The sequence below is a fragment of the Enterobacter sp. E1 genome (assembly GCF_016809815.1).
GTDB classification, from domain to species: Bacteria; Pseudomonadota; Gammaproteobacteria; order Enterobacterales; family Enterobacteriaceae; genus Enterobacter; species Enterobacter adelaidei.
In genome coordinates this window covers 776,367-790,576 of sequence record NZ_JAFBJM010000001.1, presented here as the reverse complement: position 1 = coordinate 790,576, position 14,210 = coordinate 776,367, and the positions used below count along the sequence as shown (strand labels likewise).

The window sequence follows — 14,210 nt, the reverse complement described above, 5'->3', positions numbered from 1 at the left end:
TTTTTTATGTCCGGCGAAAATTACTTCGCTTTACCCTGGTTCGCAACGGCCGCTGCTTTCGCCGCGATCTCTTCTGCGTTACCCAGATAGTAGTGTTTGATTGGCTTGAAGTTTTCGTCGAACTCATACACCAGCGGTACGCCAGTCGGGATGTTCAGTTCGAGGATTTCGTCTTCACCCATGTTATCAAGGTATTTCACCAGCGCACGCAGGGAGTTACCGTGAGCTGCGATGATCACGCGCTCGCCGCTTTTCAGGCGTGGCAGAATTGTTTCGTTCCAGTAAGGCACAACGCGATCGATGGTCAGCGCCAGGCTCTCGGTGGTTGGCAGCTCAGCGTCGGTCAGTTTCGCATAACGCGGGTCGTGACCCGGGTAACGCTCGTCATCTTTGCTCAGCTCTGGTGGGGTGATTGCGAAGCCACGACGCCACTGTTTAACCTGCTCGTCGCCATATTTCTCAGCGGTTTCCGCTTTGTTCAGGCCCTGCAGCGCACCGTAGTGACGCTCGTTCAGTTTCCAGGATTTCTCAACCGGCAGCCAGGCCTGATCCAGTTCGTCCAGCACGTTCCACAGGGTGTGGATGGCACGTTTCAGCACAGAGGTGTAAGCAAAATCAAAGCTGAAGCCTTCTTCCTTCAGCAGTTTACCTGCTGCTTTTGCTTCGCTTACGCCTTTCTCGGACAGATCAACGTCGTACCAACCGGTAAAGCGGTTTTCGTTGTTCCACTGGCTTTCGCCGTGACGCACCAGAACCAGCTTAGTAATAGCCATCTCTTACTCCTCAAGCATTTTTAGAATGATAACAATTCTCATTATATTGCCGTGGCGGTGCCACCAGCAACGCTTAACCCTAACCATAGCGAAAATAGTCTCTGAGTGTAAGATGCTTGTGAATCCAGGGTTATGATTTTGTCTGCGATCGGCGCTATTTTCAGCAAGGCGAGCAGAAAAAAGCCCTCCGACAGGAGGGCTGGAAATCAATGCGGGATAAAATGGTATTCCGTCACGCTGACGTACTCTTCTCCCGGGCGCAGCACACAGTCTGGCTGCGGCCATTCCGGATGATTGGGGCTGTCCGGCAGAAACTCGCTCTCCAGCGCCAGTCCTTGCCAGTCGCTGTATTCATCATGTTCGCGTGCCGTCGTGCCGCCAAGGTAGTTGCCTGAGTAGAATTGCAGGGCAGGGGCTGTGGTATACACCGTCATCTGCAGCTTCTCATCCGCAGACCAGACCTGTGCGGCAGGTTTTTTTACATCACCTTTTGCCTGCAGCAGGAAAGCGTGGTCGTAACCTTTCACCTTGCGCTGATCGTCATCGCTCAGGAAATCCTGGGCGATAGTCTTCGCGCTGCGGAAGTCAAAGCTGGTTCCGCTCACGTCTTTGAGGCCCTGATAAGGAATTCCCATCTCGTCAACCGGCAAATACGCATCCGCCAGGATCTGCAGCTTGTGGTTACGCACGTCGCACTGGTTACCGTCCAGATTAAAGTACGCGTGATTGGTCAGGTTGACCGGACACGGCTTGTCGACCGTCGCACGGTATTCAATGGCGATACGGCTGTCGTCGGTCAGCGTAAAGCGCGCGGAGGCGATAAGGTTCCCCGGGAAGCCCTGATCGCCATCAAGCGAATCCAGTGAGAACAACACTTCCCCATCGTTTTGCCGAACAATCTTCCAGCGGCGTTTGTCAAACCCGTCCGGACCGCCGTGCAGCTGGTTCTCACCCTGGCTTGGAAGCAGAGAATACTCCACGCCGTCGAGTTCAAAACGGCTCTTCGCGATGCGGTTAGCGTAGCGCCCTACAGACGCGCCCAGATAGGCGGACTGATTGATGTACTGCTCAGGTGAAGCACAGCCGAGCAGGGTTTCGCGCACGCTGCCGTCCGGCATCGGTACGCGGGCAGAAAGAAGGGTTGCACCCCAGTCCATCAGCGTAACCACCATCCCCGCGCTGTTGCGCAGGGTTAACAGGCGATATGGCAGACCATCCGGTGCAAGGGTAGGTGTTTCGTTTAGCACTGTCCGGCTCCTTGTGATGCTTTACACACGTAGAACGTTTCTTTAATACCTGTTTTCGCTTCGTATTGTTTCTCTACCGCCTGCTGGACGGCAGGAACCAGTTCTTCCGGCACCAGGGCAACAATGCAGCCACCGAAGCCACCGCCGGTCATACGCACGCCACCTTTCTCGCCGATGGTGGCTTTGACGATGTCCACCAGGGTGTCAATTTGCGGAACGGTGATCTCGAAATCATCGCGCATGGAGGCGTGCGATTCCGCCATCAACTCACCCATACGTTTCAGATCGCCTTTCGCCAGCGCGGACGCGGCTTCGACGGTTCGGGCGTTCTCCGTCAGCACGTGACGAACGCGTTTGGCGACGACCGGATCCAGCTCGTGGGCCACCTTATTGAATTCATTAAGCGTCACGTCGCGCAGGGCGGGTTGCTGGAAGAAGCGCGCACCGGTTTCGCACTGCTGGCGGCGGGTATTGTACTCGCTCCCCACCAGCGTGCGTTTAAAGTTGCTGTTGATAATAATGACCGCGGCGCCTTTTGGCAGCGGAACGGCTTTGGTGCCAAGCGAGCGGCAGTCGATCAGCAGCGCGTGCTCTTTTTTGCCCAACGCGGAGATCAACTGATCCATAATGCCGCAGTTGCAGCCCACGAACTGGTTTTCTGCTTCCTGACCGTTCAGAGCGATTTGCGCGCCATCCAGCGGCAGATGATAAAGCTGCTGGAACACGGTTCCCACGGCGACTTCCAGAGAGGCAGAGGAGCTTAAGCCTGCCCCCTGTGGTACGTTGCCACTGATAACGAGATCGGCGCCGCCAAAGTTCTTGTTACGTTTCTGCAGGTGCTTCACCACGCCGCGTACGTAGTTAGACCACTGCTGGCTGTCGTGCGTCACAATCGGGGCATCGAGGGAAAACTCGTCCGTTTCATTATCATAATCCGCCGCAATCACGCGGACGTTGCGGTCGTTACGCTTTGCACAGCTGATGACGGTCTGGTAATCGATGGCGCACGGCAGCACGAAACCGTCGTTATAGTCGGTGTGTTCACCGATCAGGTTAACGCGGCCAGGTGCCTGGATAACGTGGGTGGCAGGGTAGCCAAATTTTTCAGCAAACAGGGATTGTGTTTTATCTTTCAGACTCATTTTTTTAGACTCCTGATTCGCGATAGTGGACGTCGCTAACGGCACGCAGACGTTCTGCCGCCTGTTCCGCCGTCAGGTCACGCTGCGTTTCCGCCAGCATTTCATAGCCCACCATAAATTTACGTACCGTCGCAGAACGCAGCAGCGGCGGATAGAAATGGGCATGCAACTGCCAGTGTTGATTCTCTTCGCCGTTAAACGGTGCGCCGTGCCAGCCCATGGAGTACGGGAAGGAGCACTGGAACAGATTGTCATAACGGCTGGTCAGTTTTTTCAGTGCCAGGGCAAGGTCGTCGCGCTGCACGTCGCTAAGATCTGTAATGCGCTGCACGTGAGCTTTTGGCAGCAACAGCGTTTCGAAGGGCCAGGCTGCCCAGTAAGGCACCACGGCCAGCCAGTGTTCGGTTTCCACCACGGTGCGGCTGCTGTCTGCCTGCTCACGCTGCGCGTAATCCACCAGCATCGGCGAGCCGTTTTCCGCGTAATACGCTTTCTGCAGACGGTCTTCACGCTCGGCTTCGTTAGGCAGGAAGCTGTTCGCCCAGACCTGGCCGTGCGGATGGGGGTTCGAGCAGCCCATGGCCGCGCCTTTGTTTTCGAACACCTGCACCCACGGATAGCTCTGCCCCAGCTCGGCGGTTTGCGCCTGCCAGGTGCTGACGACCTCTTTCAGCGCGTCCACGCTCAGTTCTGGCAGCGTTTTGCTGTGATCGGGCGAGAAGCAGATCACGCGGCTGGTTCCGCGCGCGCTTTCGCAGCGCATCAGCGGATCGTGGCTTTCCGGCGCGTCCGGCGTGTCGGTCATCAGGGCGGCAAAATCGTTGGTAAAGACGAAGGTGCCTTTGTAGTCCGGGTTTTTATCTCCGGTGACGCGGGTGTTGCCCGGACACAGGAAGCAGTCCGGGTCATGCTGTGGCAGCGTCTGTTTCGCAGGCGTCTCCTGCGCCCCCTGCCAGGGGCGCTTGGCGCGATGCGGAGAAACTAAAATCCATTGCCCGCTTAACGGGTTAAAACGACGATGCGGATGATCGACGGGATTAAATGAAGTCATGACGGATCCTTAGTCCGGATAACCTTGTGGGTGGCGGGACTGCCAGTGCCAGGTATCCTGTGCCATTTCATCCAGCGTGCGGGTCACACGCCAGTTAAGCTCTTTATCGGCTTTGGTGGCATCGGCCCAGTAAGCAGGGAGGTCACCCTCACGACGCGGTGCGAAGTGATAATTGACCGGTTTACCGCAGGCTTTGCTGAAGGCGTTAACCACATCCAGCACGCTGCTGCCAATACCGGCGCCGAGGTTGTAAATATGTACGCCTGGCTTATTTGCCAGTTGCTGCATGGCCGCCACGTGCCCGTCGGCCAGATCCATAACGTGGATGTAATCACGCACGCCGGTGCCATCTTCGGTTGGATAGTCGTTACCAAAAATCGCCAGTGAGTCACGACGGCCCACCGCTACCTGCGCGATATACGGCATCAGGTTATTCGGAATGCCCTGTGGATCTTCACCCATATCGCCTGACGGATGGGCGCCGACCGGGTTGAAGTAGCGCAGCAACGCGATGCTCCACTCCGGCTGCGCTTTTTGCAGATCGGTCAGGATCTGTTCCACCATCAGTTTGCTTTTGCCATACGGACTTTGCGGCGTACCGGTTGGGAAGCTTTCAACGTAAGGGATTTTTGGCTGGTCACCATAGACGGTGGCGGATGAGCTGAAGATAAAGTTTTTAACGTTTGCCGCACGCATGGCGGAGATGAGACGCAAGGTGCCGTTGACGTTGTTGTCGTAATACTCCAGCGGTTTCGCAACGGATTCGCCGACCGCTTTCAGACCGGCGAAGTGGATCACCGTTTCAATGGCGTGGTCGTGAAGGATCTCGGTCATCAGCGCTTCATTGCGGATGTCGCCTTCCACGAACGTTGGCTGTTTCCCGCCAAGACGTTCAATCACAGGCAGCACGCTGCGCTTACTATTGCACAGGTTGTCGAGGATGATGACATCATGACCATTTTGCAGCAGTTGCACACAGGTATGGCTTCCTATGTAACCGCTACCACCTGTTACCAGAACTCGCATATTTCGCTCCATTGGGCTTATGGTATGTAATAACCATAGCATAACAGAGTCGCTAAAAGTGTGACATGGGATAAAATAGTGGAATCGTTTACACTGTTTTTAAATACCGATTTTCAGATGTCGTGTGGCATTGTAGATCAAAGGGATAGCGATGTCTTAGTGCAGGTTATCTGAAAAACGGAGGGCGGCGCCCTCCGGAGTTTAGTCGATTTTGCTTAGCAGATAATCATAGCGTTCACCGTCAGGGACAAACTCCAGACGGTGTGTGATGCAGGAGGGGGCGTCTTCGGCATGGTGTGAAACAAACAGCAGTTGCGTTTCGCCTTCACTAATGAGGACATCCACAAAGCGGCGGATTAACTGTCGGTTCAGCGGGTCCAGTCCCTGCAGGGGTTCATCGAGGATCAGAAGCGTAGGATGTTTCACCAGGGCGCGAACGATCAGCGCCAGCCGCTGCTGCCCCCACGACAGGCTATGAAACGGCGCGTCAGCGACCCGGGTATCCATTCCAAGAATATCCAGCCATTGCTGAGCCAGCTTGTGCTGTTTGTCCGATACCGCCTGATAAATGCCGATGGAATCAAAATACCCGGAGAGGATCACATTGCGCACCGTTGTGCTGACCCGGTAATCGAGATGCAGGCTGCTGCTGACATACCCGATATGCTTTTTGATATCCCAGATGGTTTCGCCGCTGCCGCGACGCCGGCCAAACAGCGTGAGATCGTTACTGTAACCCTGCGGGTGATCCCCGGTGATCAGGCTCAGTAGCGTTGATTTACCCGCACCATTAGGGCCAACAATCTGCCAGTGCTCGCCAGGATTGACCGTCCAGCTGAGATGGTTAAGGATCGGGCGATCGTCATAAGAGACAAGGCCATCACGCAGCACGATGCGCGGATGGTGGGGATCAAGCGCATGACGAGCTGAAGGGGCGTCGGGTTCCGGAAGCGTGATTCCATCAAGCTGTTCACTGTGTGCGAGTTGCGCAATTAATGCCTGCTTAAGCAGTACTGATTTTTGGCCTGTTTCAGTCAAAATACAGTCGGCCAGCACACCTGCATTCTGGATGAAATCCGGAATTTCATCGAAGCGATTAAGCACCAGCACAACGGTATACCCCTGCTGGTTAAGCGAAGCCAGCAGCGTTGCCAGCTGGGCGCGAGACTGCACGTCAAGACCATCGAACGGTTCGTCAAGGATCAACAACTCTGGTTCGCTCATCAAAGCCTGACAAAGCAGCGTTTTCCGCGTCTCGCCGGTTGAAAGGTATTTAAAGCGCCGGTCCAGCAGGGCGGTGATGCCGAACTGTTCTGCCAGGTGCTGGCAACGGGCGGGATCGTTCACCTCATCCTGAATAATTTCCGCCGTCGTACGGCCGGTATCTTCTTCGCCAGGGCTGAGTAAATCGGTGTTGTTACGCTGCCATTCGTCACTGACCAGCTTTTGCAGTTGTTCAAATGACAGACGTGTCAGGCGCGTAAAATGGCGCTGATATTCACCCTTGAGGAGAGGGAGCTCGCCGGCTAACGCGCGGGCAAGGGCTGATTTACCGCTCCCGTTCGTGCCGACAAATGCCCAGCTTTCACCTGCGCGAATTGCCAAATCGGCAATCGTCAGTGTTCGGGTATCGCTAAGACGAAACGTGCCTTGCGAAATATGCAATGATGACATGATTTATCCCATTTTTTGCAGCAACAGATGTCAGGGATACTCACTGTCGGTACGATTGTCAATGTGCTCAGCACAATGTGGCGATAATCACCCGGTCTGCGTTGAAATATGCGGTGACTACAGCACCTTCCTCTAATCCGTCAGCCTCGCTGAGCGGTACCGTCGCGCAGAGCATTTGTCCGTCCGCCAGGGTCATCAGCACTTCACACTGTTCCTCACCGCGTTCAATATGGGTGATTGCACCGTGAAGCTGGTTATCGGCTGCCTTAGCTGTATCGGGATTGCTCGTGATATTGACCCACGGCGCTTTCAGTAACACCAGCACCTCTTTACCTTCATTCAGCTCAAGACGTTTTGCACTCTGCGCCGTTATTGCGGCTTTCAGGCGGGTAGTCCCATCGGCAAGCAGGATCTCGATATGCTGCTGCACCTGGAGATTATCGCGTGCCGTTACCGTACCAAACCACTGGTTACGGGCGCTGGTTTGTAACGAGAAACGGGATATGGCAGCCAGCAAACTGTCCAGCGGGAGATTGTCGTCATCACTCAACACATCAAACGCTTTTTGCTGGATCTGGGCCAGGAGATCGTAAAGCTGAATCAGACGCTGCCCAAAACGCGTAACCACTGCACCGCCGCCGCCTTTGCCGCCTGTAGCTCTGTCCACCAGCGCTTGCTCGCTCAGGGTGTTCATCTCGTTGATGGCATCCCAGGCACTTTTGTAACTGATACCGGCGTTTTTTGCCCCCTGGCTAATCGAGCCTGTTTGTTCTATCTGTTTAAGCAGGGTGATACGACGCGGATCGGCGAAAAGCTTTTGCTGAAGTCGGAGAGTGAGGAGAATTTCGGCCTGCATAACAGTATCCTGGCAAAAAGAGTATTGTGACCCAAATGGTGCAGGGCGCAAAGGGTACCGCACAAAAGGGGATGTTTTTCTCACTTGAAAGGGTAGAATAAGCTATTCACAATCTCTGGAGAAAACCATGTTAGAGTTGTTAAAAAGTCTGGTATTTGCCGTGATCATGGTACCAGTAGTGATGGCCATCATCCTCGGTGCCATCTACGGCCTGGGTGAAGTGTTCAACGTCTTCTCGAACATTGGTCACCGAGACCAGGCTAAAAAGCAGCATTAATTCCCCACAAAACGCCCGGCCAGTCCGGGCGTTTTGCTCTCAAGATTTTCCCGTTTTCGCCGATAATATTTAACGTATCACACTGGTTTACCCCTTCAGCGGTACGATTTAACGCTGGGATCTCCCTGACGTTATCGTTATATTAATGTGTATATAACGCTACTCACAGGAGTTAAAAAATGGCACGTACCTGGGTACGCCTTTTCGCAGGGGCAACGCTGACGCTTTCACTTACCGGCCACGCGCTGGCGGACGACGGTAAAATTACGGTCTTTGCGGCGGCGTCGCTGACCAACGCGCTGCAGGATATCGCGGCGGTATATAAAAAAGAGAAGAACGTTGATGTAGTCTCCTCTTTTGCGTCTTCCTCGACGCTGGCACGTCAGATAGAAGCGGGTGCGCCGGCGGATCTGTTCATCTCGGCTGACCAGAAGTGGATGGATTACGCGGTGGAGAAGAAAGCGATTGATGCGGCGACCCGCGAAACGCTGCTGGGGAATAGCCTGGTAGTGGTGGCGCCAAAAGCCAGCGCGCAGGCTGACATCACCATCAACAAAGAGACCAACTGGATCAGCCTGCTAAACGGTGGCCGCCTGGCGGTGGGGGATCCTGAGCACGTACCGGCCGGGATCTACGCCAAAGAAGCACTGCAAAAACTGGGCGCATGGGAGACATTGTCACCGAAACTGGCCCCGGCTGAAGATGTCCGCGGTGCGCTGGCGCTGGTAGAACGCAACGAAGCTCCACTGGGTATTGTCTACGGTTCCGATGCCGTTGCCAGCAAAGGTGTCAAAGTAGTAGGTACCTTCCCGGAAGACTCCCACAAGAAAGTGGAATACCCTGTTGCGATTGTTGATGGACATAAAAATGCGACGGTTTCTGCCTTTTATGATTATCTGAAAGGACCAGAAGCCTCTGCAATCTTTAAACGTTATGGATTTACAACTCACTGATGATATTGACCGATCCTGAATGGCAGGCCGTGCTGCTGAGCCTTAAAGTCTCTTCCCTGGCAGTCGTGCTGAGTTTGCCCTTTGGGATCTTCTTTGCTTGGTTACTGGTCCGCTGTAAGTTTCCAGGCAAAGCCCTGCTGGACAGTGTGCTTCATCTTCCCCTCGTGTTGCCGCCCGTGGTGGTCGGTTATCTGTTACTGATTTCAATGGGACGTCGCGGTTTTATCGGTGAGAAACTCTATGACTGGTTTGGGCTGACGTTCGCTTTTAGCTGGCGCGGAGCGGTGCTGGCGGCGGCTGTGATGTCATTCCCTCTGATGGTCAGGGCTATCCGTCTGGCGCTGGAGGGGGTGGATCTCAAACTGGAACAGGCGGCCCGCACGCTGGGTGCCGGGCGCTGGCGCGTCTTCTTTACCATTACGCTGCCGCTAACATTACCCGGTATTATTGTCGGTACGGTGCTGGCCTTTGCCCGCTCGCTGGGCGAGTTTGGTGCGACCATTACCTTTGTGTCGAACATCCCCGGTGAGACGCGAACGATTCCGTCGGCCATGTATACCCTGATTCAGACGCCAGGTGGAGAAAACGCCGCAGCGCGACTGTGCATCATCTCAATCGTATTAGCGCTGGTATCATTACTGGTGTCGGAATGGCTGGCGCGACTCAGCCGTGAGCGGATGGGGAAATAGTCATGCTGGAGCTTCAATTTACCCAGACGCTGGGAAATCATACCCTGACGATTAACGAGACGCTGCCAGCCAGCGGCATTACCGCCATCTTTGGCGTGTCTGGCGCGGGGAAAACGTCGTTGATTAATGCGATCAGCGGCCTGACCCGCCCGCAATCAGGGCGCATTGTATTAAATAACCGCGTCTTAAATGACGTGGAAAATAAGGTATATCTTTCGCCGGATAAACGCCGTATCGGCTATGTTTTTCAGGATGCACGATTATTCCCGCACTACAGCGTGCGCGGGAATCTGCGTTACGGCATGGCGAAAAGCATGGCCGGGCAGTTTGATAAGCTGGTGACCCTTTTAGGGATTGAACAGCTGCTGGACAGGCTGCCATCCTCGCTTTCCGGCGGTGAGAAACAGCGTGTGGCGATTGGCCGCGCGTTGCTGACCGCGCCAGAGTTGCTGTTGCTCGATGAACCGCTGGCCTCGCTGGATATTCCGCGTAAACGTGAACTCCTGCCGTATCTGCAGCGCCTGACGCGCGAAATTAATATTCCGATGCTCTACGTTAGCCACTCGCTGGATGAGATCCTGCATCTGGCTGATAAAGTGCTGGTGCTGGAAGAGGGCAGCGTTAAGGCCTTCGGCAACCTGGAAGAGGTGTGGGGCAGCAGCGTGATGCACCCCTGGTTACCCCGGGAGCAGCAGAGCAGCATCCTCAAAGTCAGCGTGCTGGAACACCATCCACATTACGCAATGACCGCGCTGGCACTGGGCGATCAGCATCTGTGGGTCAACAAAATCGACAAACCGCTGCAGTCTGCGCTACGTATTCGCATTCAGGCGTCGGATGTTTCGCTGGTGCTGCAACCGCCGTTGCAGACCAGTATTCGAAATATTCTGCGTGCGAAAGTGGCGGAGTGTTTTGATGATAACGGCCAGGTAGAAGTAAAGCTTGAGGTCGGCAGCAGGACGCTCTGGGCGCGTATCAGCCCGTGGGCCAGAGATGAATTAGGGATCAAACCCGGCCTGTGGCTTTACGCGCAAATTAAGAGCGTCTCGATCACCGCCTGATTACAGCAGGTGGGTATAAATGTACTGCGCGATGCTGTCAGTGGTGTTATCGCCAATCACCACGTTAGCGCGCGCTTTCACTGCATCATCGGCATTGCCCATCGCCACGCCGGTACCGGCGGCTTCCAGCATGCTGATGTCGTTGTAGTTATCGCCGAAAGCGATCACGTCACGCATCGACCACCCCTGAGATTCCACATACTGTGTCAGACGCTTGCCTTTGCTGTTACCTTTGCGGGCGATATCAACCTGGTCATGCCAGGACCATTCACACTCCAGGCCCAGCGTTTCTTCCACATGTTTTGCGAAGGTATTCAGTTTGGTGGTGTCTTCATCCGTCAGCGCGAATTTCCAGATGGCATCAACATCCTGCGCGGCCTGGCGCAGAGAGGATACCTGGGTAAAGACCGGACGCTGGGCTTCAGGCAGGGACTGCGCCCAGTTGCTGGTGCGGATCACATGGCCGGTCGGGCGTTCATAGACCATCGCGTTATCCACATACATCAGGCCGTGTACGGCGTGTTCATCCAGCAGATCAATCAATTGCAGCGCCTGAGGAACCGGCAGCGGGTCGGATGCCAGAACCTTTTTTGCCTGATAATCATACAAATAAGTGCCATTACAACAAATTGCAGGTGTATCTAACGCCAGTGCCTGATAAAAAGGGTGAATGGCAACGTGATGTCGACCCGTTACGATAAGGAGTTGATATCCCACTTCCTGCGCGCGTTTAAGCGCTTCAAGGGAGGAAGGGAGGAGGGTTTTTTGCGGCGTCAGTAAGGTACCGTCTAAATCCAGAGCAATCACACGCGAGGTCATTTGTTTTTCCGGGTTAATATTGAATTTACGTTTTGATGGGATGGTACACCGAGAGGCGGATGCTTCAAAATTCCTGTCGACAATTCAGCATTCACCGTCAAAAGTTAACTACTTTCATGCGCAGTGAGGAGTGAATATTCATGAAACAAACCGTTTATACCGCCAGTCCTGAGAGCCAGCAGATCCATGTCTGGCGTTTAAATACCGAAGGGTCACTCACGCTGGTGCAGGTTGTTGATGTCCCAGGGCAGGTGCAGCCGATGGTCATCAGTCCGGATAAACGTTTCTTGTACGTGGGTGTGCGCCCGGAGTTTCGCGTGCTGGCCTACCGCATCTCTCCGGACGACGGCGCGCTGACTTACACTGCCGAAGCGCCATTGCCGGGCAGCCCAACCCATATCTCAACCGATCGTAAAGGCAATTTTGTCTTTAGTGGCTCGTATAACGCAGGCTGTGTCAGCGTAACGCGTCTGGAAAACGGTATTCCGGTTGAAACTGTCGATGTGGTGGAAGGGCTGGAAGGTTGCCACTCGGCGAATATCACGCCGGATAACCGTACACTGTGGGTACCTGCATTGAAGCAGGATCGCATCTGCCTGTTCACCCTGAGCGACGATGGTCACCTGGTGGCACAGACTCCTGCTGAAGTCACTACCGTTGAAGGCGCGGGCCCGCGTCATATGGTTTTCCATCCGAACCAGCAGTACGCCTATGTGGTCAATGAACTGAACAGCTCGGTGGACGTCTGGGAACTGAAAGATCCTAACGGCCAGATTGAGTGCGTGCAGACGCTGGATATGATGCCGTCTGACTTCTCTGACACCCGTTGGGCTGCGGATATTCACATTACGCCAAATGGCCGCCATTTATACGCCTGTGATCGTACCTCCAGCCTGATTACCGTGTTTAGCGTCTCGGAAGATGGCAGCGTGCTGGCGATTGAAGGCTTCCAGCCAACGGAAACTCAGCCGCGCGGTTTTAATATCGACCACAGCGGTAAATATCTGATCGCAGCAGGGCAGAAATCCCACCACATCGCGCTGTATGAAATCAAAGGCGAACAGGGCCTGCTGGAAGAGAAAGGACGCTATGCGGTAGGCCAGGGGCCAATGTGGGTGGTGGTTAACGCCCACTAAGCGGCTTACAGAGATAAAAAAACCTCGCGAATGCGAGGTTTTTTTATCTCTGTAAGCCGGGTAAGGCGAAGCCGCCACCCGGCAAAACATCTTACTGCTTCGGCTCAGCAACCACTTTGCTACCCAGACCGCGGTTGTTGTATTCCCACATGCGGTTGAAGTTAGCGTCGTTCAGGTTGCGCTGCACGTTTCCTTTATCGTCCACCGCACCGGTATTGCCGGAGAACGGACGTTTGGAGATCGCGGCATCCGCCCACGGCTTCGCCATGTTAAAGCCTTCGTTGATCACGCTGTCGCGGATCACCACCTGACCGTTGGTTGCAGAGTCCACATCCAGTGAGCGGCCCAACTGCGCCACGCCGTCACCGGCAGCGTTAAAGCGGCTGTTTACGGCCAGGAAACCGAAGAACAGGTTAGACTGCGTCGCTGGTGCAAAGACATAGCCTTCCTGCTGAGTACGCGAGTTCACCACGCGGAAGTCGGTGTTATCAAACACCACCGCGCCACGACCGGATACCAGGTCAACATCACCTTCGACGTAGCTGTTAGTCACCAGCGTACGGGTCAGGCGGTTGTTCTGCAGGGTGTTCTGTACACCGCTGTTGGTCACGAAGAAGGTGTTCTGACGGCCGAGAATGTTAACGTTGTTGATCTGTACTTTATCACCATCGCTACGCAGCGCGACGGCCTGATGGTTACCTGCATCGACGCTGTCACCCAGGGTGTTCTGAATGGTCAGGTTTTGCAGCTGCAAGCCATTATTCTGAGACCAGAATACCGCTGAGCACATCACACCAATGGTGGCAGAACGTTTGCTCTGGCAGTTATCAAACATGTACCACGCAGGTTTGCCCGGCATATATTTACCGGCTGGGTTCACCAGGTGACGCCAGGCGTTGCTGTCGATTTCTGAATCAATCGCCAGGCCAATTTTTACATCGATCGCTTTTTCGCCCAGACCGTAAAGGGTAATGCTGCCTGGTGCCGCCGGAACGTAAACGGTGCCTTCATATTCGCCTGGCAGGATCGCGATGTACTGGCGAGAAGCGCTGTGCTTCGTGATGGCAGCATCAACCGCAGCCTGAATAGAGGTATGCGTTACACCCTGCGCACCTGCTGGTCCAACGACGAAGTCAGGCTGTTTTGGCAGGTTAATAGAAGACGGTGTCCACGGCGCAGCGTTGGGTTCCATCGCCGAGAAGTAGTGTGCACGGTCGAAGTTCTTCGCTTCATCAGCGGACAAAATCGGGCGGGAGGCGGTACCCGGTGCTACCTGCTCAGAAGGCAGCTGATCCGGTGGTGTTGAACTGCATGCGGATAATGTCACGCCAAAGGCGAGTGCTAACGCCAGACGGGAAATCCTGGAAATGTTCAAGGTAAAGCTCCTGGGTATGCAAGTCTTAACGGGATAGACGAAATAGCCTGCTTTTTTATACTAAGTTGAGCGAAACGGGAAGTTAAAAAGGGTAAAAGTTGCATTTTTTGCCCTCGGGGGGCGGGAAAGTC

The 14,210-nt window shown here is 54.7% G+C and carries 14 protein-coding genes; 5 read left to right on the top strand and 9 right to left on the bottom strand.

From position 1 onward, the window contains the following. Positions 1-20: 20 nt before the first annotated feature. The 7 genes from gpmA to modE form a co-directional block, all read right to left on the bottom strand. A complete protein-coding gene (gpmA, locus tag JGF26_RS03900) occupies positions 21-773 on the bottom strand; it encodes a 2,3-diphosphoglycerate-dependent phosphoglycerate mutase (protein ID WP_028019417.1) in 753 nt (250 codons plus the stop codon). 206 nt (positions 774-979) lie between these two features. Next, complete coding sequence (gene galM / locus JGF26_RS03895; RefSeq protein ID WP_134707326.1) at positions 980-2,020, bottom strand: galactose-1-epimerase; 1,041 nt, start codon at positions 2,018-2,020, stop codon at positions 980-982. Further along, a complete protein-coding gene (gene galK / locus JGF26_RS03890) occupies positions 2,014-3,162 on the bottom strand; it encodes a galactokinase (protein WP_108090572.1) in 1,149 nt (382 codons plus the stop codon). The genes galM and galK overlap by 7 nt, the downstream gene beginning before the upstream one ends. A gap of 4 nt (positions 3,163-3,166) precedes the next feature. After that, the gene (gene galT, locus JGF26_RS03885; RefSeq protein WP_134707327.1) at positions 3,167-4,213 is read right to left on the bottom strand and encodes a galactose-1-phosphate uridylyltransferase; all 1,047 of its coding nucleotides are present in this window, start codon (positions 4,211-4,213) and stop codon (positions 3,167-3,169) included. Between the two features lie 9 nt (positions 4,214-4,222). Beyond that, positions 4,223-5,239: a UDP-glucose 4-epimerase GalE gene (gene galE / locus JGF26_RS03880; RefSeq protein ID WP_128347831.1), complete on the bottom strand. Its 1,017-nt coding sequence runs from the start codon at positions 5,237-5,239 to the stop codon at positions 4,223-4,225. 201 nt (positions 5,240-5,440) lie between these two features. Further along, complete coding sequence (gene modF, locus JGF26_RS03875) at positions 5,441-6,913, bottom strand: molybdate ABC transporter ATP-binding protein ModF (protein WP_028019412.1); 1,473 nt, start codon at positions 6,911-6,913, stop codon at positions 5,441-5,443. A gap of 67 nt (positions 6,914-6,980) precedes the next feature. Beyond that, positions 6,981-7,769, bottom strand: a complete 789-nt coding sequence (modE, locus tag JGF26_RS03870) for a molybdenum-dependent transcriptional regulator (RefSeq protein ID WP_128347832.1) — start codon at positions 7,767-7,769, stop codon at positions 6,981-6,983. A 127-nt stretch (positions 7,770-7,896) separates the two neighbouring features. Here modE and JGF26_RS03865 point away from each other — a divergent pair, with 127 nt between their 5' ends. The 4 genes from JGF26_RS03865 (at position 7,897) to modC (ending at position 10,749) form a co-directional block, all read left to right on the top strand. Further along, positions 7,897-8,046 (top strand): AcrZ family multidrug efflux pump-associated protein, encoded by a 150-nt coding sequence (locus JGF26_RS03865; protein WP_008501118.1) that lies wholly within the window; start codon positions 7,897-7,899, stop codon positions 8,044-8,046. Between the two features lie 179 nt (positions 8,047-8,225). Continuing rightward, positions 8,226-8,999 (top strand): molybdate ABC transporter substrate-binding protein, encoded by a 774-nt coding sequence (gene modA / locus JGF26_RS03860; protein WP_128347833.1) that lies wholly within the window; start codon positions 8,226-8,228, stop codon positions 8,997-8,999. Continuing rightward, positions 8,999-9,688 carry a molybdate ABC transporter permease subunit gene (modB, locus tag JGF26_RS03855; RefSeq protein WP_028019409.1) on the top strand — a complete coding sequence of 230 codons (690 nt, stop codon included), beginning with the start codon at positions 8,999-9,001 and terminating at the stop codon, positions 9,686-9,688. Before modA ends, modB begins: the two co-directional genes overlap by 1 nt. A 2-nt stretch (positions 9,689-9,690) precedes the next feature. Then, a complete protein-coding gene (modC, locus tag JGF26_RS03850) occupies positions 9,691-10,749 on the top strand; it encodes a molybdenum ABC transporter ATP-binding protein ModC (protein WP_028019408.1) in 1,059 nt (352 codons plus the stop codon). On the opposite strand, the gene JGF26_RS03845 is transcribed toward modC, so the two are convergent. Continuing rightward, a complete protein-coding gene (locus JGF26_RS03845; RefSeq protein ID WP_028019407.1) occupies positions 10,750-11,568 on the bottom strand; it encodes a pyridoxal phosphatase in 819 nt (272 codons plus the stop codon). Between the two features lie 140 nt (positions 11,569-11,708). Here JGF26_RS03845 and pgl point away from each other — a divergent pair, with 140 nt between their 5' ends. Further along, on the top strand, positions 11,709-12,704 hold the full coding sequence (gene pgl, locus JGF26_RS03840; protein WP_028019406.1) for a 6-phosphogluconolactonase: 996 nt from the start codon (positions 11,709-11,711) through the stop codon (positions 12,702-12,704). A 91-nt stretch (positions 12,705-12,795) separates the two neighbouring features. Here the strand turns inward: pgl and JGF26_RS03835 are convergent, their stop codons facing one another. Continuing rightward, positions 12,796-14,079 carry a putative acyl-CoA thioester hydrolase gene (locus tag JGF26_RS03835; RefSeq protein WP_134707328.1) on the bottom strand — a complete coding sequence of 428 codons (1,284 nt, stop codon included), beginning with the start codon at positions 14,077-14,079 and terminating at the stop codon, positions 12,796-12,798. Positions 14,080-14,210: the final 131 nt, after the last annotated feature.